Origin of the sequence: Niallia sp. HCP3S3_B10, assembly GCF_052064465.1 — a bacterium.
GTDB classification, from domain to species: Bacteria; Bacillota; Bacilli; order Bacillales; family Cytobacillaceae; genus Niallia; species Niallia hominis.
This window is the reverse complement of record NZ_JBQHVO010000024.1, coordinates 36,570-60,878: the sequence shown is the minus strand read 5'-3', so window position 1 is coordinate 60,878 and position 24,309 is coordinate 36,570. Positions and strand designations below refer to the sequence as shown.

At 33.8% G+C, this 24,309-nt stretch carries 33 protein-coding genes and 2 pseudogenes; 5 read left to right on the top strand and 30 right to left on the bottom strand.

The window, feature by feature from the left end; translation table 11 throughout:
* Window positions 1-347 precede the first annotated feature (347 nt).
* The 5 genes and pseudogenes from ACTNDN_RS12270 to ACTNDN_RS12250 form a co-directional block, all read right to left on the bottom strand.
* Entirely contained in the window at window positions 348-584 is a 237-nt protein-coding gene (locus tag ACTNDN_RS12270) for a hypothetical protein (RefSeq protein WP_441131289.1), read from the bottom strand.
* 193 nt (window positions 585-777) lie between these two features.
* Window positions 778-1,046, bottom strand: a pseudogene (gene rpsN, locus ACTNDN_RS12265) (30S ribosomal protein S14).
* A 49-nt stretch (window positions 1,047-1,095) separates the two neighbouring features.
* The gene (gene rpmG / locus ACTNDN_RS12260) at window positions 1,096-1,245 is read right to left on the bottom strand and encodes a 50S ribosomal protein L33 (RefSeq protein WP_016203575.1); all 150 of its coding nucleotides are present in this window, start codon (window positions 1,243-1,245) and stop codon (window positions 1,096-1,098) included.
* Between the two features lie 26 nt (window positions 1,246-1,271).
* Window positions 1,272-2,459, bottom strand: coding sequence for a GTP-binding protein (locus ACTNDN_RS12255; protein WP_441131288.1), 1,188 nt, complete (start codon window positions 2,457-2,459; stop codon window positions 1,272-1,274).
* 219 nt (window positions 2,460-2,678) lie between these two features.
* Window positions 2,679-3,095: a hypothetical protein gene (locus ACTNDN_RS12250; RefSeq protein ID WP_441131287.1), complete on the bottom strand. Its 417-nt coding sequence runs from the start codon at window positions 3,093-3,095 to the stop codon at window positions 2,679-2,681.
* A gap of 472 nt (window positions 3,096-3,567) precedes the next feature.
* Between ACTNDN_RS12250 and ACTNDN_RS12245 the strand changes: the two genes are divergently transcribed.
* Window positions 3,568-3,879 (top strand): hypothetical protein, encoded by a 312-nt coding sequence (locus ACTNDN_RS12245; protein WP_235252059.1) that lies wholly within the window; start codon window positions 3,568-3,570, stop codon window positions 3,877-3,879.
* Window positions 3,880-3,969: 90 nt separating this feature from the next.
* Here ACTNDN_RS12245 and ACTNDN_RS12240 read toward each other — a convergent pair whose 3' ends face one another.
* The 7 genes from ACTNDN_RS12240 to ACTNDN_RS12210 all read right to left on the bottom strand — a co-directional run bounded on the left by ACTNDN_RS12240 (window position 3,970) and on the right by ACTNDN_RS12210 (window position 7,305).
* On the bottom strand, window positions 3,970-4,761 hold the full coding sequence (locus ACTNDN_RS12240; RefSeq protein WP_441131290.1) for a DUF817 domain-containing protein: 792 nt from the start codon (window positions 4,759-4,761) through the stop codon (window positions 3,970-3,972).
* 2 nt (window positions 4,762-4,763) lie between these two features.
* On the bottom strand, window positions 4,764-4,979 hold the full coding sequence (locus ACTNDN_RS12235) for a helix-turn-helix domain-containing protein (RefSeq protein WP_031540115.1): 216 nt from the start codon (window positions 4,977-4,979) through the stop codon (window positions 4,764-4,766).
* A gap of 10 nt (window positions 4,980-4,989) precedes the next feature.
* Window positions 4,990-5,472 carry a DUF2975 domain-containing protein gene (locus ACTNDN_RS12230; protein ID WP_031540116.1) on the bottom strand — a complete coding sequence of 161 codons (483 nt, stop codon included), beginning with the start codon at window positions 5,470-5,472 and terminating at the stop codon, window positions 4,990-4,992.
* A gap of 183 nt (window positions 5,473-5,655) precedes the next feature.
* Window positions 5,656-5,886, bottom strand: a complete 231-nt coding sequence (locus tag ACTNDN_RS12225) for a hypothetical protein (protein WP_349205484.1) — start codon at window positions 5,884-5,886, stop codon at window positions 5,656-5,658.
* A 90-nt stretch (window positions 5,887-5,976) separates the two neighbouring features.
* Window positions 5,977-6,153: a hypothetical protein gene (locus ACTNDN_RS12220; RefSeq protein WP_235252061.1), complete on the bottom strand. Its 177-nt coding sequence runs from the start codon at window positions 6,151-6,153 to the stop codon at window positions 5,977-5,979.
* A gap of 93 nt (window positions 6,154-6,246) precedes the next feature.
* The gene (locus ACTNDN_RS12215) at window positions 6,247-6,909 is read right to left on the bottom strand and encodes a DUF1801 domain-containing protein (RefSeq protein ID WP_235252062.1); all 663 of its coding nucleotides are present in this window, start codon (window positions 6,907-6,909) and stop codon (window positions 6,247-6,249) included.
* Between the two features lie 21 nt (window positions 6,910-6,930).
* Complete coding sequence (locus tag ACTNDN_RS12210) at window positions 6,931-7,305, bottom strand: iron chaperone (protein ID WP_031540119.1); 375 nt, start codon at window positions 7,303-7,305, stop codon at window positions 6,931-6,933.
* 186 nt (window positions 7,306-7,491) lie between these two features.
* On the opposite strand from ACTNDN_RS12210, the gene ACTNDN_RS12205 reads away from it, so the two are divergent.
* A complete protein-coding gene (locus ACTNDN_RS12205) occupies window positions 7,492-7,773 on the top strand; it encodes a hypothetical protein (protein ID WP_441131286.1) in 282 nt (93 codons plus the stop codon).
* A 454-nt stretch (window positions 7,774-8,227) separates the two neighbouring features.
* Here the strand turns inward: ACTNDN_RS12205 and ACTNDN_RS12200 are convergent, their stop codons facing one another.
* Window positions 8,228-8,422 carry a hypothetical protein gene (locus ACTNDN_RS12200; RefSeq protein WP_441131285.1) on the bottom strand — a complete coding sequence of 65 codons (195 nt, stop codon included), beginning with the start codon at window positions 8,420-8,422 and terminating at the stop codon, window positions 8,228-8,230.
* 171 nt (window positions 8,423-8,593) lie between these two features.
* On the opposite strand from ACTNDN_RS12200, the gene ACTNDN_RS12195 reads away from it, so the two are divergent.
* Window positions 8,594-9,160: a non-canonical purine NTP pyrophosphatase gene (locus tag ACTNDN_RS12195; RefSeq protein ID WP_031535834.1), complete on the top strand. Its 567-nt coding sequence runs from the start codon at window positions 8,594-8,596 to the stop codon at window positions 9,158-9,160.
* 81 nt (window positions 9,161-9,241) lie between these two features.
* Here the strand turns inward: ACTNDN_RS12195 and ACTNDN_RS12190 are convergent, their stop codons facing one another.
* From ACTNDN_RS12190 to ACTNDN_RS12115, 16 genes and pseudogenes are all read right to left on the bottom strand, one after another.
* On the bottom strand, window positions 9,242-10,603 hold the full coding sequence (locus tag ACTNDN_RS12190) for a DUF4179 domain-containing protein (protein WP_031535835.1): 1,362 nt from the start codon (window positions 10,601-10,603) through the stop codon (window positions 9,242-9,244).
* Window positions 10,600-11,160, bottom strand: a complete 561-nt coding sequence (locus ACTNDN_RS12185) for a sigma-70 family RNA polymerase sigma factor (RefSeq protein ID WP_231512508.1) — start codon at window positions 11,158-11,160, stop codon at window positions 10,600-10,602. The genes ACTNDN_RS12190 and ACTNDN_RS12185 overlap by 4 nt, the downstream gene beginning before the upstream one ends.
* Before the next feature lie 408 nt (window positions 11,161-11,568).
* Window positions 11,569-11,853, bottom strand: coding sequence for a hypothetical protein (locus ACTNDN_RS12180; RefSeq protein WP_031535839.1), 285 nt, complete (start codon window positions 11,851-11,853; stop codon window positions 11,569-11,571).
* Window positions 11,854-12,006: 153 nt separating this feature from the next.
* Window positions 12,007-12,189 (bottom strand): hypothetical protein, encoded by a 183-nt coding sequence (locus tag ACTNDN_RS12175; RefSeq protein ID WP_031535841.1) that lies wholly within the window; start codon window positions 12,187-12,189, stop codon window positions 12,007-12,009.
* A 158-nt stretch (window positions 12,190-12,347) separates the two neighbouring features.
* Entirely contained in the window at window positions 12,348-13,166 is an 819-nt protein-coding gene (locus tag ACTNDN_RS12170) for a pentapeptide repeat-containing protein (RefSeq protein WP_235252065.1), read from the bottom strand.
* A 22-nt stretch (window positions 13,167-13,188) separates the two neighbouring features.
* The gene (locus tag ACTNDN_RS12165; RefSeq protein WP_251629456.1) at window positions 13,189-13,374 is read right to left on the bottom strand and encodes a PspC domain-containing protein; all 186 of its coding nucleotides are present in this window, start codon (window positions 13,372-13,374) and stop codon (window positions 13,189-13,191) included.
* 77 nt (window positions 13,375-13,451) lie between these two features.
* Window positions 13,452-13,997 carry a GNAT family N-acetyltransferase gene (locus tag ACTNDN_RS12160; protein WP_251629455.1) on the bottom strand — a complete coding sequence of 182 codons (546 nt, stop codon included), beginning with the start codon at window positions 13,995-13,997 and terminating at the stop codon, window positions 13,452-13,454.
* 20 nt (window positions 13,998-14,017) lie between these two features.
* A complete protein-coding gene (locus ACTNDN_RS12155; protein WP_441131284.1) occupies window positions 14,018-14,764 on the bottom strand; it encodes a class I SAM-dependent methyltransferase in 747 nt (248 codons plus the stop codon).
* A 31-nt stretch (window positions 14,765-14,795) separates the two neighbouring features.
* Window positions 14,796-15,365 (bottom strand): annotated as a pseudogene (locus ACTNDN_RS12150) (histidine phosphatase family protein).
* A 1-nt stretch (window position 15,366) separates the two neighbouring features.
* Window positions 15,367-15,855, bottom strand: a complete 489-nt coding sequence (locus ACTNDN_RS12145; RefSeq protein ID WP_251629450.1) for an NUDIX hydrolase — start codon at window positions 15,853-15,855, stop codon at window positions 15,367-15,369.
* 246 nt (window positions 15,856-16,101) lie between these two features.
* Entirely contained in the window at window positions 16,102-17,352 is a 1,251-nt protein-coding gene (locus ACTNDN_RS12140; protein ID WP_031535851.1) for a DUF445 domain-containing protein, read from the bottom strand.
* Between the two features lie 185 nt (window positions 17,353-17,537).
* The gene (locus ACTNDN_RS12135; RefSeq protein WP_031535854.1) at window positions 17,538-18,404 is read right to left on the bottom strand and encodes a proline iminopeptidase-family hydrolase; all 867 of its coding nucleotides are present in this window, start codon (window positions 18,402-18,404) and stop codon (window positions 17,538-17,540) included.
* 70 nt (window positions 18,405-18,474) lie between these two features.
* Window positions 18,475-18,849 carry a VOC family protein gene (locus ACTNDN_RS12130; RefSeq protein WP_031535857.1) on the bottom strand — a complete coding sequence of 125 codons (375 nt, stop codon included), beginning with the start codon at window positions 18,847-18,849 and terminating at the stop codon, window positions 18,475-18,477.
* Between the two features lie 209 nt (window positions 18,850-19,058).
* Entirely contained in the window at window positions 19,059-19,781 is a 723-nt protein-coding gene (locus tag ACTNDN_RS12125; RefSeq protein WP_235252066.1) for a nucleotidyltransferase domain-containing protein, read from the bottom strand.
* Window positions 19,782-19,811: 30 nt separating this feature from the next.
* Window positions 19,812-20,705, bottom strand: coding sequence for a PhzF family phenazine biosynthesis isomerase (locus ACTNDN_RS12120; protein WP_235252067.1), 894 nt, complete (start codon window positions 20,703-20,705; stop codon window positions 19,812-19,814).
* A gap of 2 nt (window positions 20,706-20,707) precedes the next feature.
* Window positions 20,708-21,307, bottom strand: a complete 600-nt coding sequence (locus ACTNDN_RS12115) for a DJ-1/PfpI family protein (RefSeq protein ID WP_235252068.1) — start codon at window positions 21,305-21,307, stop codon at window positions 20,708-20,710.
* 166 nt (window positions 21,308-21,473) lie between these two features.
* Between ACTNDN_RS12115 and ACTNDN_RS12110 the strand changes: the two genes are divergently transcribed.
* A complete protein-coding gene (locus ACTNDN_RS12110; RefSeq protein WP_235252069.1) occupies window positions 21,474-21,794 on the top strand; it encodes a hypothetical protein in 321 nt (106 codons plus the stop codon).
* Window positions 21,795-21,870: 76 nt separating this feature from the next.
* The gene (locus ACTNDN_RS12105) at window positions 21,871-22,806 is read left to right on the top strand and encodes an acetamidase/formamidase family protein (RefSeq protein WP_441131283.1); all 936 of its coding nucleotides are present in this window, start codon (window positions 21,871-21,873) and stop codon (window positions 22,804-22,806) included.
* A 232-nt stretch (window positions 22,807-23,038) separates the two neighbouring features.
* On the opposite strand, the gene ACTNDN_RS12100 is transcribed toward ACTNDN_RS12105, so the two are convergent.
* On the bottom strand, window positions 23,039-24,226 hold the full coding sequence (locus ACTNDN_RS12100; RefSeq protein ID WP_031535871.1) for an RtcB family protein: 1,188 nt from the start codon (window positions 24,224-24,226) through the stop codon (window positions 23,039-23,041).
* Window positions 24,227-24,309 lie beyond the last annotated feature (83 nt).

The window sequence follows — 24,309 nt, the reverse complement described above, 5'->3', positions numbered from 1 at the left end:
AGAAAACATTTAGAAAACGGATACAAAATTAGAAGTTTTACTTTATAAAAAGGGAGCTAAAAAAAACTCCCACAAAAACTTGACTCAATCAAACGCGTACCATGTCAATATGAAAATGATAATGAATTGTTATAATATATTAATATATATGTGACCCTTGTTCGTACATATGATACTTTTAAAAATTATATAATTCATCGCTTTATTTTTATAATAAAAAAAGTGCTACTCATACTTGGAGTAACACTGATTGTCTTATATTATTTTCGGAAAACGGCGATTATTAACTTGTTTTCGTTCTCTCGTTAAATGGGGAATAGCAATAGATTAATGTAAAAAGTGGTTTTTTAAGAAACAAAAACAAATACCCTCTTTTTATTCTTTTGAAAACTTCTATCTGACTTAGTATAATCTATCCATCTCATTTGATTAATTCTTGCCATTATCATTAAATCGATTTCCGCTTGTGCTTCATCCATAATTTCTTTAATGGCAGGCATACTGAGGGAAAAGTATTCAGAAGCCTCCTTAAATGGCGATTTTCCGACCATTAGCTCCATAAATTGTTTCTCATTTATGGCCATTTCCTCTAACTCTACTTCTTTACTCTCTATGTATTGATAAATTCCCTTTTTTTTTCTGGCAAATTGGCAATCGCGCTTCGATAAAAAAATTGAACTACTTCAGGATTAACGGAATTCATTTCCTGTTCCTCCATTTTTGATGTGTAGATAAAAGTCGTCAAACCAATAAGCTGACGACTTTTCTTTTTATTCATTACCAGCTGGATTTTTTCACTCCTGGAATCTGTCCTTTATGGGCATATTCTCTAAATGTAATACGGGACATTTTGAATTTTCTCAAATACCCTCTAGGTCTACCAGTCACTTCACATCTGTTTTTTAAGCGGGTCGCTGAAGAATCTCTTGGTAGTTTTCTAAGTGCTTCAATATCTCCTTTTTCTTTTAATTCCATTCGAAGTGCTGCATATTTTTCAACCATTGCTTGCCGTTTTTTTCTTTTACAATTTTTGATTTTTTTGCCATTATTGTTTCCTCCAATACGAAATCATTACGATTTATCGACTATAAAAAATTATTTTGTTTCTCGGTGTAAAGTACGCTTTTTTAAACGTGGGCAATACTTCATCAACTCGATACGGTCTGGATTATTTCGTTTGTTTTTTGTGGTAATATAATTTCTATCTCCTGTTTCTGTACATGCTAAAGTAATTTTCACTCTCATTTTTTCTTCCTCCTAATAAATTTTACTCATTCTGCAAAAAAGGCAGGTAGCGGATCAATGAATTTAGTCCAATCCTTTTTCATTTCCATATCAGTCAATAAACACGCATCTAGCTCTTCTTCCATTTGCTGTTGATTCATGTCAATCCCAATAAACACTAACTCTGTCATGCGATCTCCATAAAGAGGATCCCACCGTTTTTGTAAATCTGGATCTTCTTCTAAAACTTCTTTCTGCTCGCTTTCCGAATAAGTCGCTACCCAATTGCCTGCTCCTTGTATCGTTAAGGATGGACCTGCTTGAGAAAGTAGTCCAGCAATTTCATTTCTCGTAGCCAACCAAATAAATCCTTTCGACCGAACCACTTCAACTGGCCAGTTTTCCAACCACTGCATCAATCTAACAGGGTGAAAAGGTTTATTGCTACGATACACAAAGGAAGAAATTCCATATTCCTCTGTCTCCGGAATATGCTCTTCATTTAATTCTTTTATCCAGCCTGCACTTTGACTAGCAGCTTCAAAATCGAATAACCGAGTATGTAACACTTGATTTAAGGAAATACGGGAATATTCGCTTTCTATGATTTTGGCTACTGGGTTAAATTTTTGGATAACTGCTTTCAGTTCCTGTAGCTTGCTTTCCGAAACTAAATCCGTTTTATTTAACACAATGACATTCGCAAACTCTATTTGATCAATTAACAAATCTGCTATTTCTCTTTCATCCATTGCATCCACTGCTTGCTTGCGGTCTAAAAGACTTTCACCAGAAGAATAATCATGCCAAAAACGATTAGCATCTAATACAGTAACCATCGTATCTAACTGACAAAATCGAGATAAATCGATTCCTACACTCTCATCTACATAGGTAAATGTTTTAGCAACAGGAATCGGTTCGCTAATCCCGCTCGATTCAATGACGATATAATCAATATCACCTAATTGCACAAGCTTTTCCACTTCTAGCATCAAATCTTCCCTAAGTGTACAGCAGATGCAACCATTTTGCATTTCCACCAATTTTTCATCTGTTCTTGAAAAACCCTCCTGTTTCAGCAATGAAGCGTCAATATTTACCTCACTCATATCATTGACAATAACAGCAACCTTTAGGTTTTCCCTATTGGATAAAAGATGATTTAGCAAAGTTGTTTTACCAGACCCGAGATATCCGCTTAAAACGGTAACAGGGATTTTCTTGTTGTTCAATACTCTCACTCCCAAAACAAATCGAAATGATTACGATTTAAAAAAATCATTTGTTCTTTGTTCTATTTTTAAAACCCTTCGAACTATTTAATAATAAAACGAAATGATTACGATTTGCAAGTGTTTATAAAGAACTTTTTCATAATTATTTTAATTTGGATGGAAATTTATTGTCTTAAGGGAATTAGCCTTAACTAATTCCCCTTCTTTCATCTACTATTATGTTAATTTCTCTGCTAGCTTTATACTATTAGTCTCTGTATCAAAAATTCTAGTTCGAATATCATTTTTTGAAAGTAATAAATCATTTCCTTTTTGATCGAAACAGTAAGCAATCGGGATGGAAAAACCACAATTTCGATAGGACCCATCAGCATGGCTTGTCCCTATAATGAAAGCTTTTTCCTTCATTGCTATTTTTCTTGCTTCTCCAGTCCATTCTTCATATTGTTGCTCACTATACATGCCAACACCTATTGGATTAAAAATAAACTTAACATTTTCATTCTCTAAACCTTCTAATCCATAAAAAATTTCTCTGCAAAGTAAATAGCCTGATGATAATGTGTCATCACTAGTCTTGGATGGTCTATATAACATTTCATTCTCTGGCGTTTTAGCTCTATCTAACATCATCCTTCCAGAACGATTGGCGATAAATGCTCTATCCTTATTATTCTCATCTTTATAACCTGAGACAATATATGTATGATGTTTTTTCGCTAAATGACATACTTCCTCTAAATAATCAGCAGTGAAATAGCCCTATGGAAATAGAATTACATCCACTTCAGGAAAACTTTCTAATTCCACTAATAATTGTTGTAAGCTCTTTTCCATTTTTAGCTGGCCAATTAGGATTTTCATTTTTCCCTCCTGATAACTAGGTTTTTCTATTAAATTATTATTTTTTAGAACTCCTATAAAACATATTACCTATATTATTTGATAAAATAAAGAATAATTTGAAAATAATAATTATCGAATATATTTTTTAAGATATAGAAATCTGCTTTCATTTACTGATTAGGATTATAATTATTATTTGTGTTTTTATCTATATGGTTGCTCGAGAAAAATTAATTACAGAAAAGGAAGAGATTTGATAATGAAGATTACCTACAGTATTCTAAGAGAGCTTCACAAGGGTATCGATTTACCAAAACCAAAAGACTATTGTTTAAAACAGCGGGAATTTGAAAATTTTATCTTTTTTTTAGAAAAGGAAGGATATATTGAAAGAGTACTTAGAATCGATACCTTTTTCTCACTAAAGCCAGCTAGACTAACGAAAAAAGGATATAAATTTTTAGAAAGCCACCAATACTTAGAGGATTCTTATCCGGATAAACAAGATATGATGAAATGGCTCCAAGCGGAAAAGGAAATGTACTCTAATGGAGCTGATGAGGAGGATTAATAATTTAACAAAGGAGCTCCAAGACTTTATTGCAATCTAATTTCATCAAGGAGCTGGCAACTACATTTACTTTTTCCACTACCATTTTTTTCATATCGAATTAGTATTTACTTTACTATTAGTCATATTACCCTTAACCTGCTTCAAGGTTGCCACAATAAGAAAGCTAACAATCACCAATAACAGCCATGAGCTCACCTTTCCCAGATGAACGAGACTCCAGGCATCTCTTTGGTTTGGATATTCCCATGCACTGAAATATGTAGCAATGTTTTCTGCTATCCAAATAAAAAATCCAATCAATAAAAAGGAGAGGGCTAGTGGCATACGATATCTAATACCATTTACCTTGTATAATACCCAGGACTTCCAAAACACGATTAGTACCAATCCAGATAAATACCAACGAATGTCCAGCCAATAATGATGGGTAAAAAAGTTCAAATAAATGGCTGTACTAAGAGGAACAACAACTAAAAATGGTGGCCAATTTACTAGCTCTACCTCTAATCGCCTCCATGCCTGACAGAGAAAACTCGCTACACTTGCGTACATAAAGCCGCTATATAATGGGACGCGATATATTTTTGTAAAGCCGTCTTCAGGATAAGACCAGGAACCCATATGTACTTTAAAAAGCTCCAGCGCAAGTCCGATTAAATGGAAAACGGTTATCACCTTTAACTCATCCATCGTTTCAAGACCGGTGCGTACCATTAGCCACTGCATCAAAAGGCAGATAAGTAGCAGCCAATCGTATCTTGGTATCAAGGGAAGTTCTATCATTTTAGTGAGTGCCAAAGAAACAAAAATAACGACAGGAAATATACAAGATAATGCTTGTTCCCAACCAAAATAGATAAGCTGCTTTAGACCTTTCATCATTAGATTTCTCCATCATTTCTATATTCCAAAATATCACCAGGTTGGCAATCCAACGCTTCACAAATTGCATCCAGTGTGGATATCCGGATTGCTTTTGCCTTGCCATTTTTCAAGATAGAAAGATTCGCCATTGTAATTCCAACCTTTTCCGATAGTTCAGTCACACTCATTTTCCTTTTTGCTAACATCACATCAATATTGATTATAATTGCCATTTATATCACCTCAAACGATTAAGTCATTTTCTGATTTTATATCAATTGCCTCTTTTAATAGCTTTTGAAGTACGGCAGCAAAAACGGCAATCACCATCGAAGCAAAAATCAGAATCAGTCCCATTAAAATGATCCCAGGGGCATCATCCACTTCTGCTATAAGGTAAAATAACGGCAAACCCAACACAAAAATAGCACTAATGGAGATGGCACAGTTTTTTATTTTCTTTAATGCATTTACCGATAAATCCGAGAATGCGTCATTCCTATCAATATAGTTTAACAGTTTAAATGCTTGATACAATGCAAAGTAGAAAGGAATAGCTGCAGCATAAAAATCAAGCATTATTAGATATTTTATATAAGCATTATTTGGATACAATTCAGCAGCAAATTTTCCGATTTCCGGTACTAAAAAAATGCATAATGCAAGAATGGGTACTCCAATAAGAATAACAGCAATCTTTAAAAAGAGCGTTGAAACCTGTTTCATCAAAAACACCTCACTTATTTATTTCTATTTGAATTTACCATATCATTTATCGTTTTACAATAAATTATTATCATTTTATACACTTTTTTTATTGTTTTTTTAAAAGCAAAATAAAAAGCATTTCTTAGCAAGAGAAATACTTAAAAATTAGATTTATTATCTATATTATTTTTCAATGGGTAGCTATCCTGTTACAAACATAAAGTCTTGGACAAATACTGAAACAGCCTTTAAATCAACCCGATGACTTTTATACAATGCTTTTGCCTTCTTTAATTCTCTTTTCATTTGAGGTGAAATTTCTTCTGCTTCTTTTAACGAAAGATCCCCAATTAACAGATCAATCGCTATTTTTCTTATGTTTTCTTCACGAGACTGATGCAAAATGTAGGAAATACAGCTAATTTGGTCCATCCATACACCTCTCTAAACATATTTTTATGTATTATTCTATGTTTAGACAGAATATTCCTTCTTTATTTGCCATTCGTAAATCAGGGCAATTCAAATCTGTCTTTTACAAACAATTTGAATTAGGTTCCCATCGAATTCTTGCACCCACCTTGCGCGTAAATCTTTTAAAAAATCATGTGGGACAGATAACATGGTAGCGCCATTTTCTATTACATATTGAATAGCGATCTGTATCTTTTGTCCATAACACGATTTCTTATTAGGCATTTTATAGCTCTTTATTACGCTTATTCTTTCAGTATAAAAAGGAGGTTGTACTTCTTTCGTGTGAAATCAGTACAATCCTCCCATTGAAGTCATTCATTTCTTGCCAACAAACTTATGCGAGCCATCACAATTGGGCATTTTTTGAGATAATCCACAAATACAGTCATTTAAACCCTTGCCATTTAGAATTCTTTCCATTGCTTTTTCAATCCTTGCAACTCTAGTTTTGGATTGCTTTGGTTGAGAAAAATGAAGAATGTATGCTCTTTGTCGTCCTGGCGTCAATGCTTCAAAGGCAGTTTTCAATTCTGGAATTTCTTCAAATTTCGTTTCAAGTTCTTCTGGAATGATGTATTCTTTGTGCTCTTTTATCGTTACTTCCAAACCGGATTTTTCCACTTCAATTGCTTCATGAATATATTCTTTTATGACAGATTCCAATTTCACTATATCCTGTAAGCTAGTAAATCGAATTTGCCTTGCTGCTTGTACATTCTCCGTTTGTTGGATTAGAATTCCTTGAGGATCTTTTAACAGAGCACCTTTATGAAATAAAAGGGCACAATATTCTTTGAATCCATGTATTAATACAATATTTTTATTCTTTATTGTGTAACAAGGATGCATCCATTTAAATTCTTCCACAAGCTCTTCACACTCAAGAACAATTTGTCTTAACTTCACATATTCTTCCTTCCACGGACTATCTTTACTTAAAAATTCCTCTACTTTAGGATTTAGTTTCCTATTTGCCATCTAATAAACCCCTTCTACATTTTACTCTTTTCTCCAAAATGTCATGCAATCTGCTTTATCAGTAATATTAAACTCGATCATTTTCTCAAGTAAGGAGAAATCAACCGGGCTTTCCCACTTAATTCGTACCAACTGCTTGGTATGATCATAACCAGCTTGTACAATTGCATCAGAAAATTGGATGATTCCAGCTCTTTCAGGTGCGACTGCCAAATGATGTTTTGCAACGCTAAAGCCAATTATGTATGTATCATGATCTGTGAACATCGGCTGATTCCAGGCAATTCTCGTTACTAAACTAGGGAAATTATTTGTTACCCACTCCAAAACCTCTTTTGTTCTAGCACGATGCGCTGGATTAGCAATGCGTTCTAAATATTCTGCAAAAACTTCCATAATCAGCCTCCAAAAAATCAATCTTGCCTTTTTTGATTCTAGTCTACCATATCTTTCATTCATTTGGTATTCTGATTACAAAGAAGGTGAGAGTCGCGATTTAGTAAAATTTAAGTGAAAATACTAAATGCAGAGCATCCTAGCTTCTATCCCATAATATCAATAAACAATTATCTGGAGGTATGCATGGACGAGAAAAATTGTGACATAATACACCCTAATGGCGTAAAAGAAAAGAAACTGGATCTAATAGTTGAGGATACGATTAAGTATCATGCTAACGGAATAACAATTTGGTCAAAAGGAAAGATTATTGATGATACACCTGATGGCTATTGGGAATGGTATCGTATAGATGGGACAATAAAGCGTTCAGGCTACTTTAACATGGGCGATCCTGTTGGGGAGTGGACCACCTATGACGGCAAAGGCCAAAAATACAAAACCACCAACCGGGATAAAAAATAGGCTTAACAAGTGTTTAAACCTATTTTACATAAAATGACTGCACTTTTATGTCTTTTATTTGTTAATGTAGTTATCGAATGCAAAGTATATCTTTCTAAATTCGTAGTTCATTTGTCGCATAATTGCTCTTAATACATCTTCATACCTTCTGACTCCCTATTTGCATTATGTAAGGTTATTACTAAGAACATAGATATGGAGAGTAGATGAAGGAAACGAATTTCTGCAACAGTTAGAACAGCGAAATTATTATTTAATTCCCTATATTATTTTATGAACTCCCTAATTGTAGTCATGCCTATTTCCTAGTTCAAATTTGGCACTTGCTGAATTCGGATACTTTATAACTATATCAAAAATATAATCTAAACGTTCGATCTCGTTCTTTTTATATAACCAACCGTTTTCTACAACATATCAAAATCCCCACTCTTTTTTAAACATACTCTAAACGCTAAGCTGAGAAATATACTGCACTTATACCAACGTAAATTAATACTGAAACGATGATAAATGCTGAAAAGAAGATCCACTTACTCAAGCTAGTCCAATTATTCATCCATCCCCACCTTTTTTTATTCACATCAAACCAGAAACAATCGATGAGAACAGTCAAATCGATAATGATAATCACTATAATCGGATTCATTCTTATCCCCTCCTTTATTATCAGTATATGAAAAGTCATTCCTTTTAATCTTATCCAAAAGTTATTTGGCCATTTAGTTGAAATCGAATCTTTTTTCCTCCTAATTTTGTTATATTAAGTAATATAAATAAAATTCAGTATTATTATTATGCATAAGGAGAAACATTTCATATGAAGGAAATTATATTTGTCACAACCAACAAAGGGAAAATTGCATCGGCAGAAAAGGAATTGAAAAATATTAAAGTAACGCCAATACAGGAAGAGTTAAGCGAGCCACGAACAGATGATATTAAAGAAATCGCTAGACAAAAAGTATTGCAAGCATATGAAATCGTTAAGCAGCCTTGCATCGCTTTAGATTCCGGCTTTTTTATCGAAGAATTAAATGGTTTTCCAAGGGCTTATGTAAACCATATGCTAGATACGATAGGTATTACTGGCATATTGAAATTACTAAGAGAAGAAAATAATCGCGCTTGTGAATTTAGGTCTTGTTTAGCTTACTTTGATGGAGAACAAATAACATTCTTTGAGAGTAAATCACCAGGAACTATTTCTGAAGATATAAGAGGATTAGATAATGATAAGAAATGGTCTGATCTTTGGTATATATTTATTCCAAAGAATTTTGATAAAACACTTGCCGAATTTACAGAAGATGATTTTCATAGATATGAAGAAAAGAAAGAAGAATCTTGTATTAGTAAATTTGGTAAATGGTTTGAAGGATTATGATGAATATGGTCAGACCATTTTTTAAGGAACCCAATATTTTTTGGGTTCCTTTTCTCTTCTAAATAGTGTTTACATATAAGATTATTTTAACGGAACTTCAATTTCTAAATCTTTCAATATTTCAGGAGCTTCTTCCTGCATATATTCAATCGTTAGTTCTTTTTTAGAAATATTCATAAATGCTTCTTCGACAATATAATGATCCTTCTTTTTAAAGGTTATGGATGTTTTAGCACCATAATATACTTTTCCCAAATGATCCTTTAACGTAAAATAGTTTGAATGCAGAAATGGAAATTGGCTATTTAATTCATAGGTTAACGTCATTACATTGCCTGTATATTTAACCCCAATAATGTTGATTTTGCCCAATTCTCCCAAATCTAATTTAGTATCTTTTCCTCTAAATGGTTTTTCAATTGGATTATAAGTCCAAATATTTTGGACGATCATTGGTTGAATCGTCACCGAATCTGTATTTTTTTCATCCAACCCTTCAAATGATTCCTGAATAGAATCCATTACTTCCATATTATCCTTTATTGTGATTCCACCATAGCCATGTGTATTATAAATCCAAGGTATTACTTCTCCCTCATTTGTGATTAATCGGAACATTAGCATGTTATCATCGTTTTCCGTCACCGGACGTTTATAGCTCATATTAACTACTGTCGTGATTGGCGTTCTTTTTATTTCCTTTACTGTGAATTCGCTCTCCTTGCTTTGTCGAGTAATCATTGGTGTAATCGTCTCTACGTTTTCCGTTTTGGTAAGTTTAAATTCAAATTGAAAGATTTCATACTTTCCGTTTATTACTACTGCATAGTAGGGCTGAACTTCAATTTCCTTTGGTAATTCCTTATGTTTAATGAAATTTACTGTTCCAATCCCGGCTACTTTATTGGGAGTCACCAATTCATAATTACCATCTGTTAACTTCCCTATACCAGCTCTTGCTTCTTCCTTTAAGGAAACATTTAGGTTATCAATCTGATAATCTCTAATTGGTTCCTTTGATTCCACTACATAACTAAAGGATATTCTTTCTCCATCATAAATTGCTTCCTCTATCGTCATTTCTGCTTCATTACTTTTTGAAGTAGCTATAATATTCGATACTAATTGGCTGTCCTTCCCTTTCTTTAATCCGCCATCTCCATATGCTTTGAAAATAGATTCTATAAAAGGGAGAGAGGAGAGTGTATTTGCAAGAGTTGGTGATAATTTTGGAAAAGTAAGCAGCATGGAAATAAATAAACAAAAAATAATAGCAGCTACGATATGCTTTTTATATAAAACAATTATGTTAGGACGACTAGATTTCTCTTCCTTCACCATTTTTACTGCTGTTAGAACTTTTTGTCTGTCCCTTTCAGAAAAATGAACATCCTTCATCACATTTCCTAGTGTTTCTTTTATAAATTTGGAATCATTCTTCATCTGAATTCCTCCTTTTTTAGAAATGGCAAGAGATTTTTTCTGCCTCTTCTCAATCTCGTTTTAGCTGTATTCTTAGAGATTTGTAGAATGTCTGCAATTTCATTAATATCTAGCTCCTCGTAGTAATATAAGAGGATTACTTCTGCATATTTTGGTGGAAGACTTAAAATTATATTTTTCAGTTCCGCCTGCATCGTTTGATACATTACTTCCTCTTCTGGTGACGGCATAGTATCACTCTTATGATTGATATCTTTCTTAAATAAGATAAACCGCCTAAAATAGGCACTTTTCACATGATCTTTACACTTATTTATTGTGATACGGTAAAGCCATGTTTTTAATTTAGCTTCTCCTTTAAACGTCTTTAAATGGGTATAACACTTAATAAAAACAGTTTGGACAATGTCTTTTGCCGTTTCACTATCTTTAACATATGTATAAGCTAATCTTGTCAGTTCGTCTCCATACAAAATCATAATTTCTTCTAACAGTTCATCTAATTCATTCTCCTCTAGCTCTCTTAATAATGAATGTTCTAGTCTTTTAGAAATCAAGTCATTCCCCCCTTACAGATTCGCTAGTTAGACGATATGGATTTACTATAGGATTCACTTTTTATCGTTAATAATTATCTTCCGTAATTATAGCACCCTTATTTCCCTCATCATGCGATAGTTGGAAAACAAATAAGCTGAATTCTCCCATGAATTCAGCAATTATTTGGAACTTTGAGATTAAATAGACAAAATTGTTCATGTTAGGAATGACCACTCTCTAAAACACTAATAATAGGTAAAATAAAAACTTCACAAATGTCGGAAGCGCTTCGAATATCATATACATTCTCCTAACCTATTCGATTATCTAATATATAATATATGAAGCGGCTATCGATATGTAAACGCTATCTTGTTACCTAATATTAAAATTCCCACAAAAAAACTCTCAAACAGAGAGTTTCCTTAACTTACTTTATAAAATTTATCGATTTTGCCAGCTAAAATTCTTAGAAAGTTATTAATTGTCATATTTTCTATTTTTTTAGAATACCATGACAATTTATTTCCCATATCTTCCCCATCATAATTAACATTTAATGGGACATATCCTTTTGATTTGGACGATAAAGTATGATCGAAGGCAATAATTAATACTTTCCCCTCAGGTGTTTCTAATTTGACCTTGTACCTTGGAAATTTGTATTCAGAACTATACTTAACACCTTTAATCTTAGCCTTAGTTTTCATACATTCTCCTTTTCAAGTGTGTCTATTTACTATTATAGCTTAAATAAAGATAATTAGACATCTTTAACCTTTGAAAATCGAAATAATATAAATTTGTCTACACAATTATACAAATAATGTCTTGTTATATTTGGATTGATCTTTCTTTACCTATTATTCTGCATTTGCTATTACCTCAACAGTTCCGTCTTCTGCATAATGCATAATATTCACAATTTTATAATGAGCTTTTTCTATTACAATTGTTTCTCCAATGGAGGGAGCAATTTGATATATCACTTGTTTTGATTGCCAGCCCTTCACTTTATGCTGATATAAGGTATTTAGTCTCACCATGCACAATCTCCTCTTTCTATTGATATTCCAAAGGATTTTGCCCTATATGAATATGTATGCTATTCTACATTTGTCCTTTCCCTTTTAATAAATAAAACTTATTTCAGTTAATGACTTAAGTAAAGAATAGATGTAATCTGACAATCTGTTCAGAACATTTATGAAAGTATTTTCTCTATCCAATGACTTGGTTTTTCCAAATAGTTTGGTATCTTAGTATCAGCATCCCCATTAGCTGAATTAATTTGCGATTGTGTAAGAAATAGAGCACCACCCAAGTTTGCTCCTTTTAAGTTAGCGTCTCGTAGATCTGCTCCAATAAAATCAGCTCTTCTCAAATCACAATTGCTTAAATTCGCAGCAATCATTAATTTTCCTCGAAAATCTTCCCCTTGTAAATTTAATCCCTTTAAATTAGCACCGATATAATTTGATTTTTTCTTTCGTCCTTTTTTTCCTTTATTCGTACTATTCTCTCTATACTTTATGCTTGAAGCAATTAAAAGCTCATTAACTTTATTTCGGTGGGAAATAAGATCGAGTATTAAAATCTCTTTTGGTGTTCTTTCCGTTAGTTCTACTATTGCTTCGTAAATCCGTTGAAGTTTATTATGAAAAGAAGAAGTTTCCTCTAAAGTAAGAGCTTGCCTTAAATAAAAGAGCATTTCATGTAGTTGTTGAACAATTGGAAAGACACGGAACATTTCATCTGCATGTTCTCCCTTCCGCCAGTCCTTTCCATGGTAAATCTTTTGTGATACATGCTGTCCCGCCCCGAAACATTCATAGGATACACAACCGCGGAACCCTGTTTCCCACAATTTGTCATGGATCGAGCATGCATTGTTTGAACATAAGTTTCTACATGATACCCCACTATCTTTATCAAAAGGAAAATCTGCAGATTCTCCATATGGCAATGCTACACAACATAACCCAAAACAATTATTGCAATCTGACTTTAATGCATTATCCATATTCAAAACCCCCAGTAATTATTCACAAGATTCTCGGCGAATCAGGCATACTATTTACTAAAATAATGTAAATAAGAATAGAAACGGGCATAGTTAAAAGAAAAATCAATCGAATACCTAAAGGTGTAATACCAAAATATTCACCTATTCCCCCACAAACACCATAAATAGATTTATCATTCTTTGATTTCATCATTTTACGATTCATTCTGATTCTCCTCTTCATCTAACAAGCTATTTGAAATTCCAATGCTTAATAGACTATTGTTTATCTTTTAATTCCCTTCATTTCCGATACTCCATCAGCCAACAATCTTGATACTCCCCTTCATGTAGTTCTCGTTTGGGAAGAATTTTAACTTTTTTCAATCCACATTTTTCATAGCATTTAATCGCCCTTACATTCCTTGTTTGTGGATCCATCACTACTCGATCGGCTTTTTGATTCTCGATTAAGAAATGAATCATCGAACTTACAAGCATTTCCCCAATTCCTTTATTCCAATATGCCACTTCTCCAATAAATTGATCAGTTCCGTATATTAATTCCTTACTATATGTACTATATCCAAATAACTTTTTCGCTTCACTATCTAGTGGATAAAATTGTATATACCCTATTGCTCTATTTGAATATTCGACAATGCCTTTTACTTCTTCCTTATCATTAGGCGGATAGAACACCCTATTCACTTTATCTAAATCAAAGGGATTATCTCTTCCTTCATAATATTCAAGGACAGATGGATCTGAAAGCCATTTTGCTAAATATTTATTATCTTTTTTTTCCAATTTACGAACTTTTAAAAGCCCGCTTTCAAATAGTTTCATCTACAAATCTCCATTTTCTATCATTTTCTTGCAATGATTGTAAATTCCCATGGGATATTTTCCATTTTCCAACCACGATGTTCTTCAAAACGCTCTAGTCTTAACCCAGCAGCTATCAATGAATTAATAATTTCGCTAAGTGTATAAAAGCGGATAGAAACATCTGGAAAATCATCCTGTTCTTCTTCAGGAAAAAACTGTTTATAGGCAATATCTCCTGTTTGTAATTCTGTATCAAAATAGGCTAGTTTCACATTAAAATCATCATTCAAGCATTTTAACAAAGGATGGAAGTCACTTAAAATCAATGTTCCATCATTCTTTAAAAGAGAAAACAGAAGTGACATGAAATGATCTATATCCTGAAAATAATGTAGAATCCCACCTTCGAGATAGAGAATATCAAATGCTTCTCCATATGTCTGTAAATCGATTTCGTAAATATCTCCTACAATATAATTTATAGATGTATTAGCATGATAAGCTAATTCATGAGCATATCGTTCATTCTCCTTGGATATATCAAAGATTGTTACTTCAGCTCCTAACAGTGCTAATGGAACTGCCTTTCTTCCATTTGATCCACAAAGATTGGCAATCTTTTTTCCTTCTACATTCTCAAAAAACGTTTGATGCTTTTTTAAACTTGTTCGAGGATCTTTCAATATTTCTTTCGCCTTTTCCTTTGGGTGCCCATCACGCTTCATCCAAAATTCATAAGCACGGTATTCCCAAGCCACTTTATTAGTCGTACTTTGCTCATTCATAAGGAAATGCTCTCCTTTATAATTTTTCAACTCACTCCCACAATCTTTTCACTTCTACTAATTCATTTCTCAAAAATTTCATTCGGTAAATATCCGGCTTTGTTGTATGGAGTTAAAAATCTAAATCAAACCGCTTGTCATAATAGCCCATCATTAGCGTCATTACTGCACCATGGGTTCCAATTACTATCTTTTTTCCTGCATATGTATTTAGTAACTGTTTTAATACCGTTATCGCTCGTTTTTGACATACATTATTAGATTCAGCTCCAGTTAGAGCATAATCAGGATTCGAATATGACCTACTAAGACAAGATTGTAATTCATGATCAGAAAGAGGAGTATCTCCTTGACTAAACACTCTTTCTTTTAAATCCTCAAAAACGAACACCTCTTTGCCCAAATCTGTACCTAAATCCTTTATTGTTAAAATGGCGCGTTGATAAGGGCTCGAAACAAATAGATCTATTTCTTCCTTATGAAGAATTTTGCCGATACGTTCAGAATCTTGTTTCCCTTTTTCCGTTAGCCCTCTTGTTCTTTCTGTGCCTTCTGTTTTTGGCGATTCCCCGTGTCTTACCATGTATATATAGGTTATCACCTTACTCCCCTACTTTCATGCTTCCAATTTGGAGCCACTCTGTAATGGTATTTTTTACAAAATGCTTCTCTATAAAGGTAAGAACTTCCTCGTTTCCCGGTAATGTGACTAATTGCCTTGCTTCATCAAAAGACAGCCACTTGTACTCACTATGCTCCTCATTTAATTCTACAACTTGGTTTTCCTCTACAAAACCAACAAAAACTGGGGCAATATATATGTAATTTTCTAATGGTGAATATAATTGATCAAATGTATTCGAGCTATAGAGATTTACGTTTGTAATTCCTGTTTCTTCCCTTACTTCTCTTAAAGCGGCTTCCCAAGCTTTCTCCCCTTGTTCTAGGCTCCCACCTATATAACACCACATATCTTTCAATATCTGGGTCGCACGTTTCATTAACAAAACATGATATCCTCCCTTTATTTTTTTTAGCAAAACAACAGCAATCCCATTACTATGAATAGGAGTTTCTATTTTGATGTTCACCAATGAACTCTCCCTCCATTCCATCATTCTACCTAATAATTTTTAAAATTTAGATAATATTTATTATAAACTTTCAACCCTTAATATGGAAATATTTTTCCATTTTTACTTTAATGAAGTGAATTAGTGGACGATGCATAATTCCTATCATTATAAGAGTAAAATGAAACTATACTAACAATCCACAACAAAAAAAGCATTCATTTGCGAATGCTTTTTTGGCAATATTTCCTTTTATCTTACACCTTACATCATATTAGCCACTAATTGAAGCGCACTTAAGAACAGACCGATAATAAAACCACATACTGCACCGTTTACACGAATCCATTGCAGATCTTTACCGACGTTATTCTCAATCATATCGACTAGTGTTTCGTTATCTAGCTTATCAAGATTTTCTTTTACTAAATTGCCAATTTGATCATGGTTTTTCTCGATAAAATTAGAAATTTGCTGAATAATCCACGGATCCATCTTTTCGCCATTTTCTTCGATTTTTTCCATTAGTTGAAGAATAAATGGAATTGCTTTTGTTTCCATGAACTCCTCATTTTCAAGAAGCTCGATTGCTTTTTCTTGTGCTTGTTGAAGGCTAGCTAAAATCGTATGATTGGATTCTAGGGAGTCTAGTACCTTATCCTTCCATGTATTGATTCCTTCTAATACTTTATCATTTTCTGGAAGGCTTTCGATTTCCTTGCGAATATAGAGAATAAGCGCTTCACGGTTTTGCTCCCCTTCTCTTTGAAGACTTCGCATTCCACTCAAGCAAAGATTTTGGACAATTTGCCCTAACTTATCTTCCGTTAAAATATTCTGCAATGTTTTTAAAGCAAATTGAAGCATGCCATTTGCCTCTACATTATTTAATACATTCATGGAAACAGAGCCAAGTTTTCGAGCCGTCTCTTCTTTTCTGAGCCACGTTTCTGTTTTTACAAGAACATGATCTAATGCTTTCTTATCAACTTCTTCTGAAATTAATTGATTGGTAAGCAGCTTTAAAATATTACTAATTTGCACATCAGATAAAGCCGCTGACATTTGCTTACGCACAAATGGAGTGATTTTTTCTACATCAATATTGCTAATTGCTTGCTGTGTAGCTTTAATCATCGCTTTCTTTACTGGTTCTGTTTCTATTCTTGTTTTAATGGTTGCTGTGATTTTTTCGGTAAAAGGAATATTCTTCACTTTATCTTGAATACTTTCCTTTGATAACCAATCCTTTTTCAATACATTCACTAATCCATTTACCATTCTATCCCTATTTTTAGGTAATAAAGCGGTATGTGGTATCGGTAAGCCTAAAGGATGCCTAAATAGTGCTGTTACTGCAAACCAGTCTGCTAATCCCCCGACAAGTCCAGCTTCAAAGCCCCCATGAACTAAATGTATCCAAATATTATCTTGAAAAGGGAATGTTAGAATAAATCCCAATCCCATGATAAGAAGTGAATACCTTGCAAGTTTTCTTGATGATTTTTTTTCCACGCAATGTCCCTCATTTTACTTTTAAAATCGTTTTTACATCTTTTTAGGATGTAGAACCTCTATCCTGTAGTATACCAATAATCTCCTAAAAACAGAAAGATAAAGTAGATAATTACGGAATTTTTTCTTATTGCATAGCAAAAGCCAAAAGGTCTGTTCCTCCTTTCGGCTTTCTTTCATCTATATTACTTGTCTAATTGGGACAAGAATTCATTCATGACCTTTCTATATTGTTCTGGTTCTTCAATATAGGCCATATGGGCACTTTCTTCAAATACATGAAAAGCTGCATTTGGCGTTTTGCTACTAAAATATTCCGTTGATGCTGGTGTTGCTTCATCATATCGCCCACAAGTATACAATGTTGGTATAGATATTTCAGATAACCGATCCATACAATCAAATGATTTTAAGTTCCCTTGCACAGTAAATTCGGAAGGTCCCCACATTACTTGATATACATGTGGATTTCTAAAATGCTTCCCCTTTTTTAAATGTTCTGGGTAAGGCTTTAATCTACATACAAAATGGTCATTAAACACTTCAATTGCTTTTTGAAAGGCAGGTGTATCTGTCTTTCCGTTTTCTTCACAGTTTTTGATGGTTTCTTGAACCTCTAGTGGTAGTAAAGTTAAATTTTTCTTTTGATCTTTTTCCCATAATGGTGCGCTTAAACAAGGGCTTGAGAAAATAATACTGCTAATCCCTTCTGGTTCACCAAAATAATATGCAGCTGCAAGGGTTGTGCCCCAAGAATGGCCAAGTATATGTACTTTATTCAGCCCTAATCCTTTTTGAACTAGCCCAACTTCTTCCACAAACCTGTCTAAAGTCCAAAGGGAATCATCATCTGGCCGATCTGATTTGCCACAGCCTAGCTGATCATATAAAACGACCGGGCGATCAATTGCCAAATCTTTTAATCCTTGTAAAGAGTAGGAGCTAGAACCTGGTCCTCCATGTAAAACAAGCAGTGGGATTTTATTAGCTGTCTCATTATGTATAACATACGAAACTTTTCCACCTGTTACTTCTATAAATCCTTCTTTCATCCGTTTTCTCCTTTACGTATTTTACTTACTAGTTTAGCACACTAGCTAATTTCTCTCGTAAGTAATTAGGCTATTTTTGAATCTTTTTTTCGATAATCTCTATACGATTGCCGAATGGATCACGAAATTCAAATCGTTCATAGCCTTCAATCGGAATAAAATCTGCTATTTCTATTCCAAGGTTGTTAAGTTTGTTTTTCCATTTATTCATATTATCTACTTGATAAGCTACATGAGCTTTTGTTGAAAAACGATCAAAGCCATCCTCTGTGCCAACATGTACATCTATGTTTCCAAGTGATAGCCAAAATCCACCTCGCCCTTGTAAAGAAATCGGCTTCTTCATTTCGTTTAAACCTAATACTCCACAGTAAAAATCCTTTGCTTGTTGTTCCAAGCCTTTTGGAATCGTTATTTGAGCATGATGCACGCCAATAATAGTCATCTAATCTATTCCTCCTCAAAAATCATTCTATATTTAGAGTACATTATGGACGCCTAGAGAAACATAATAACATTCTAATCACTTATGATAAGAAAAAATAATGAAGGATAAATTGATGATAAGTCATTCGTTTCTTTGCAAATCAATCTACTTTTCGATATAATAAAATCAAGATACTGAATATTAAATCTTTTTCTCTAAGGAGGAAATCATGGAATTTCTATTTGGTTTATTAATTGCTTCTGCTCCAATAACTTTCCACCATATGGTTTTAATACATTTTCCGTAATTTCAATAATTTTTTCCTTTTCCCCAGTCCGATAAAAGGTATCAAACGCCTCAATAAATTCCTCCGTAAATTTGGGATCATATTGTCGTAAAGACCGAACCATCCATTTCGATGTGCCAACCCATTGTTTATTTACTCTTAAAACAAATTCATGGAGAAGAAAGCTTAGCGTGCTGGCGATGAAAATCACTTCTTGTTTGTTGTCTGATCCAATAAAATCGTCCAGTACGTCTGTTATAAAATAACGCTTTGTACGGATAGTTTCCTCCGACCATTCTTTCGGACCCTCTTTTAGCATTTTTTCTGCTTCTTGTTTGATAGCTTGCAAAACTCCGTCATCTTTTAAAACCATTCCTTCTGTAATCATTCGTTGCATAGAGGGTTTGGCTAAATTATAATCCATTAAGAAAAAATCTTTATATGTAGCTAAATTATGTACAAATATCTCGATTGGCCAACCAAATTCCATCATGGATTCTCTATAAGAAGAAACGACCTTTTCATCAAAAATGACAATATCAAGATCGGAAGTAGCTGTCGCTTGTCCTCTCACCACACTTCCTGCCAGAATAGCCGCATTACAACTAGTAAAATAGGTATCTATAAAAAGTCGAGCTGCTTCCATTGGCTCTAATCTTTCCATGTAATTTCCCTCCTTTTCTATTTTCTCCAATCATTCGATCATTACTTTTAATTCCTTTACAAATACAGCAGTACCATTTATTTGTATATCTAATTGACCTTTCCTTTCAGAAACGAGAACCGTTACTCTCCCATCACGACCTATCTCCTGTCCTTGTTCAATGATAATAGGCTCATTGTTCCATAATTCATTCACATAGGTAACATAATATGCTCCCATCACTCCAGAAGCTGTTCCAGTAACAGGATCTTCTATTGTACCTGAATAGGGGGAAGAAAAATGCCTTCCATGCATCGTTGCATTTACATCATATGTTTCAAGGCAAAATGGATGAATGGATGCATGTGGAAATTCCTTTAAAATAGATGGAAACAGTTCATTATTTACATTCATTTTCGAAAATGCGTGCAGTTCCTTAATAGGAACAAGTAATGTCCAAAGCCCTGTATTTCCATATAGAATCGGATGCTTTTCATCTATATCAGATTCTTTAATACCAATCGCATCTGCTAATTCATGGCGCGAACCTTTAAATTCTTTAAATTGTGGTGTTACTTGCTTCATAGTGATGGAAAAAGAAGACTGTTTATTTTGATTAATTCGTATAGGTAGCACACCTGCTTTGGTTTCAATTGAAAAAATCTCTTTTTCAGGTAGATGCCCTTTTGTTTTTAATGCAAATACAGTAGCAATGGTCGCATGTCCACACAGATTCACTTCATGACCTGGGGTAAAATAACGAATTTGTAGATCCGCACAATGAGATGGTAAAACAAATCCCGTTTCATTAAAGCCCACCTCTTTGGCTATTTTTTGCATTTCTTCCTCCGTGTATTTCTCCCCCTCTAATACGACTCCCGCGGGATTTCCCTTATTCGGTATTTCGGTAAAAGCATCATAATGCAAAACAGAAATTTTTTTCATCTCTATTCTCCTCCGATTTCTATATATCTATCATACTCCATCCGCCTGGCTGTTTCCCTTCCCACTTCTTTGCCACATAATTTCTCCACTATATGAAAGGACATATCGATTCCAGCAGATATTCCGCCTGAAGTAAGTATTTGTCCTTCCTCTACAAATTTTACATTTCTTATAAGCTGAACCTTTGGGAATTCTCTTTCCATCCGATCAATATCCATCCAATGCGTAGTTGCCCTCCGTTCATCCAACAAACCGGCTTTCGCAAGTAAAAATGCACCTGTACAGACAGAAGTCATATATTCTACTTGACTTGATTGCTCTTTAATCCAATTTATGACAACAGAATTATTCATTTCAATTTCTTCTGCTCCATAACCACCAGGAACTACAAGAATATCGAAATCAGGGTGTTTTTCAAATGAAAAATCCGCTTCTATTTTCAGCCCATTTCTTGCTAAAATAGTACCTCCTTTTTCTGAAATAGTGTGGACATGGAAAAATTTATTCTCCCCTCCAGCTAAAGAGAAAACTTCAAATGGACCAGCAATATCCAATACTTCTACTTCATTAAAAATGAATATGCCAACATGACGTACTTTCATATTGCCTCCTAAAATAGTAATTCCTATAAAAAATTTAATAAATGAAAAACAACTATAGTCTTTTTCATCCTACCATGAATTTTGAATTTTTAAATAATATTTTAACTAAAATTCTTAAAAATAAATGGTATAATATTTGTTCGAATGATTTAGCTGGGAGGAAGGTATGATACAAGCAATTGGCGTCGCTGATTTTCATTACAAACCAATGAGAACAACGAAATATAAAGAGAATGTAACAAAGAAAATAAATGCAAAAACAAATAAATTTGATGATTCCTTTGAAGTCATTACAATTTCAGAACCATATGACATGGATGGAGACATTTATGTCCGGGTATCCTGTTCGTTTACGATTTATATGTATGAAAAAGCGTATATTCGTAATCCTGATGAATATGTTGGCTCCGTCTTTCCAACTTTAAAAGAAAGAATAACACCAAATATAATAGCAACAAAAGTTTATAGTTTAACAAAAAGAAGATAAATATTTTCCAAAGATAAAAGGATTGTGCACATTTTTAGCGAATAAAAGGAAAAACAGTCTTTTTAGGAGGAGAAAAATGCAGCATCAATTATCATTAAAACAGGAAAACCTGCATGGTTCCTTTAGCAATAGCTATAAACCAATATTAACAGTGACGTCAGGCGACTCGATTACACTGCAAACACTAGATATTGAATGGGGCTATTCAGCCTCTAAAGAGGAAACTTATCGTAAATACTCCTCAAGAGAACAAGAAGATAAACCACAGCATCCGATGATTGGTCCGATTGCTATTAAAGGAGCTAAGCCTGGGATGGTGTTAGAAGTAAAATTAAATGATATTGTTCCAGGTTGGTATGGACGTAATTGGGCCGGCGGAATGGCGAATTGGCAAAATAATGCGATTGGAATCTCTCATACTGACAGAATTCAATTAGATTGGGAATTAGATACGGAGAAAATGATTGGCTCAACCTCCATTCATTCCCGACCATTTCATATTGCCTTGCAGCCGTTTATGGGTGTTCTTGGCGTTGCTCCAAAAGAAGCAGGTGTCCATTCTACCTCTCCACCAAGATATTGTGGTGGTAATATTGATTGTAAGGAAATCGTAAAAGGCAGCAGTTTATTTTTACCAATCTCTGTTGAAAATGCTCTTTTCTCCATTGGAGACGGCCACGCACTCCAAGGAGACGGAGAAATCTCAGGTACAGCAATTGAATGTCCAATGGAGCATGTAGACATTACATTAATTGTAAGAAAAGATATGGATTTAACGTATCCTAGAGCGAAAACGCCAAATGGCTGGATTACATTTGGGTTCGATGAAGATTTAAATAAGGCAACAGAAATTGCCTTATCAGATATGATCTCTTTAATGGAGCAATTCTATTCTATTTCACGAACAGAAGCAACTGCTTTAGCCAGTGTTTCTGTTGATTTACATATTACGCAAATTGTTAATGGAGTAAAAGGTGTTCATGCCATTTTGCCACATGGCGTTATCCGTTAATTAGGAGGATTTACTTTGAGAAAAAAAGATAAAAAAGACTCCTTTGCTTGGAATCTATTAGAAGTATTACTCGATTTCATTGAAATCTTCTATGGCTTTTTCCGATTTTTATTTCGCTCATTTTTGAAACTCTAATTAAATATGTATGACAAGGAGAGAGGAGGAAATATTAGATTAGTTCCTCCTCTCTCTGCTTTTAGCCCACTATACTTAGAACCTTTGCATTCCCTTGTTAATTTGCCTTAAAATTATACAATGGCTTAATAATTTCTGCGATATCAATTGTATCTGCTGTGTGCTTAATAATTTCTTCCATCGGTTTATAAGCAAATGGACTTTCATCTAATGTACTATTCTTAACTGAAGTGCTCCAAACATCTTTCATCGATGTTTCAAAATCCTTTAAACTAACTGTTTTTCTCGCTTTCGTTCTCGACATCAATCTTCCTGCTCCATGTGGGGCGGATTGATTCCAGTCATCGTTGCCTTTCCCAAATGCAATAATGCTGCCATCTCTCATATTTAATGGAATGATTACTCTTTCTCCTTTTCTAGCAGAGATTGCACCTTTTCTTAATATCATATTTTCCATATCAATATAATTGTGAATAGTAGTAAATTGATCTAAAATAACCCAGTTCATCTTTGTAACTATGACATCAATCATTGCAAGACGGTTTAAATAAGCATACTTTTGAGCAATTTTCATATCGTGCATATAGTCTTTAAATCCTTGAGATTCTAAATAAGCAAGCTCTTTGTTTATTTTCGGTAGTTTCATACTATTTATACTTGATTGGATTTCAGCATGTCTTCCCTCTTCTTTCAATTTAGCAATAAGTTCTTTTTTCATCCCATCAACATTTAATAAATTATCATAAGCAAGTGTCTGGTAATATTCTGCAACTTGTGCCCCTAGGTTACGGCTGCCGCTATGTATAACAATATACACATTTCCATCAGTTGATTGATTCAACTCAATAAAATGATTTCCGCCACCTAAGGTTCCAATACTTTGTTCTGCCCTTTTTCTATTTATTGGTGCTTTCACTTCATCCAAATCTATCTCTTCATTATACGGATGTGCTTTATCACGAATAGAGAAACCGCTTGGAATGTATTTGCGAACAGCGGCATCTAATGCGTCATAATTGATTTCTTTATCCCCAGTATTCACTTTCGCCACCGCCATGCCACACCCAATATCGACCCCTACTAAATTTGGAACAATTTTGTCATGGATAGTCATTGTTGTCCCAATTGTACAGCCAACGCCTGCATGGGTATCTGGCATAATGCGGATTTTGCTTTTTTGTGCAAATTCCTGATCACACAATTCTTTAATTTGTGCTTCAGCCATTTCTTCTAATTGATCAGTAAACACCTTAGCAGTATTGTATTTTCCTGTTAATTCAATCATTTGGTCACTTCCTTTTCTGATTATCTTTTTTAACTTTCATTTATCCCCATATTTATTGACGTACCTTCTTAAACTGTTATACA

Coding starts and splice junctions, on each gene's coding strand:
- ACTNDN_RS12270 (WP_441131289.1), bottom strand. CDS start 584: ATGGCCATAAATGAGAAACAATTTATGGAGCTAATGGTCGGAAAATCG.
- rpmG (WP_016203575.1), bottom strand. CDS start 1,245: ATGAGAGTGAAAATTACTTTAGCATGTACAGAAACAGGAGATAGAAAT.
- ACTNDN_RS12250 (WP_441131287.1), bottom strand. CDS start 3,095: ATGATGTTAGATAGAGCTAAAACGCCAGAGAATGAAATGTTATATAGA.
- ACTNDN_RS12245 (WP_235252059.1), top strand. CDS start 3,568: ATGAAGATTACCTACAGTATTCTAAGAGAGCTTCACAAGGGTATCGAT.
- ACTNDN_RS12240 (WP_441131290.1), bottom strand. CDS start 4,761: ATGAAAGGTCTAAAGCAGCTTATCTATTTTGGTTGGGAACAAGCATTA.
- ACTNDN_RS12235 (WP_031540115.1), bottom strand. CDS start 4,979: ATGGCAATTATAATCAATATTGATGTGATGTTAGCAAAAAGGAAAATG.
- ACTNDN_RS12230 (WP_031540116.1), bottom strand. CDS start 5,472: ATGAAACAGGTTTCAACGCTCTTTTTAAAGATTGCTGTTATTCTTATT.
- ACTNDN_RS12225 (WP_349205484.1), bottom strand. CDS start 5,886: ATGGACCAAATTAGCTGTATTTCCTACATTTTGCATCAGTCTCGTGAA.
- ACTNDN_RS12220 (WP_235252061.1), bottom strand. CDS start 6,153: ATGCCTAATAAGAAATCGTGTTATGGACAAAAGATACAGATCGCTATT.
- ACTNDN_RS12215 (WP_235252062.1), bottom strand. CDS start 6,909: ATGGCAAATAGGAAACTAAATCCTAAAGTAGAGGAATTTTTAAGTAAA.
- ACTNDN_RS12210 (WP_031540119.1), bottom strand. CDS start 7,305: ATGGAAGTTTTTGCAGAATATTTAGAACGCATTGCTAATCCAGCGCAT.
- ACTNDN_RS12205 (WP_441131286.1), top strand. CDS start 7,492: ATGGACGAGAAAAATTGTGACATAATACACCCTAATGGCGTAAAAGAA.
- ACTNDN_RS12200 (WP_441131285.1), bottom strand. CDS start 8,422: ATGAATCCGATTATAGTGATTATCATTATCGATTTGACTGTTCTCATC.
- ACTNDN_RS12195 (WP_031535834.1), top strand. CDS start 8,594: ATGAAGGAAATTATATTTGTCACAACCAACAAAGGGAAAATTGCATCG.
- ACTNDN_RS12190 (WP_031535835.1), bottom strand. CDS start 10,603: ATGAAGAATGATTCCAAATTTATAAAAGAAACACTAGGAAATGTGATG.
- ACTNDN_RS12180 (WP_031535839.1), bottom strand. CDS start 11,853: ATGAAAACTAAGGCTAAGATTAAAGGTGTTAAGTATAGTTCTGAATAC.
- ACTNDN_RS12175 (WP_031535841.1), bottom strand. CDS start 12,189: ATGGTGAGACTAAATACCTTATATCAGCATAAAGTGAAGGGCTGGCAA.
- ACTNDN_RS12170 (WP_235252065.1), bottom strand. CDS start 13,166: ATGGATAATGCATTAAAGTCAGATTGCAATAATTGTTTTGGGTTATGT.
- ACTNDN_RS12165 (WP_251629456.1), bottom strand. CDS start 13,374: ATGAATCGTAAAATGATGAAATCAAAGAATGATAAATCTATTTATGGT.
- ACTNDN_RS12160 (WP_251629455.1), bottom strand. CDS start 13,997: ATGAAACTATTTGAAAGCGGGCTTTTAAAAGTTCGTAAATTGGAAAAA.
- ACTNDN_RS12155 (WP_441131284.1), bottom strand. CDS start 14,764: ATGAATGAGCAAAGTACGACTAATAAAGTGGCTTGGGAATACCGTGCT.
- ACTNDN_RS12135 (WP_031535854.1), bottom strand. CDS start 18,404: ATGAAAGAAGGATTTATAGAAGTAACAGGTGGAAAAGTTTCGTATGTT.
- ACTNDN_RS12130 (WP_031535857.1), bottom strand. CDS start 18,849: ATGACTATTATTGGCGTGCATCATGCTCAAATAACGATTCCAAAAGGC.
- ACTNDN_RS12125 (WP_235252066.1), bottom strand. CDS start 19,781: ATGGAAAGATTAGAGCCAATGGAAGCAGCTCGACTTTTTATAGATACC.
- ACTNDN_RS12120 (WP_235252067.1), bottom strand. CDS start 20,705: ATGAAAAAAATTTCTGTTTTGCATTATGATGCTTTTACCGAAATACCG.
- ACTNDN_RS12115 (WP_235252068.1), bottom strand. CDS start 21,307: ATGAAAGTACGTCATGTTGGCATATTCATTTTTAATGAAGTAGAAGTA.
- ACTNDN_RS12110 (WP_235252069.1), top strand. CDS start 21,474: ATGATACAAGCAATTGGCGTCGCTGATTTTCATTACAAACCAATGAGA.
- ACTNDN_RS12105 (WP_441131283.1), top strand. CDS start 21,871: ATGCAGCATCAATTATCATTAAAACAGGAAAACCTGCATGGTTCCTTT.
- ACTNDN_RS12100 (WP_031535871.1), bottom strand. CDS start 24,226: ATGATTGAATTAACAGGAAAATACAATACTGCTAAGGTGTTTACTGAT.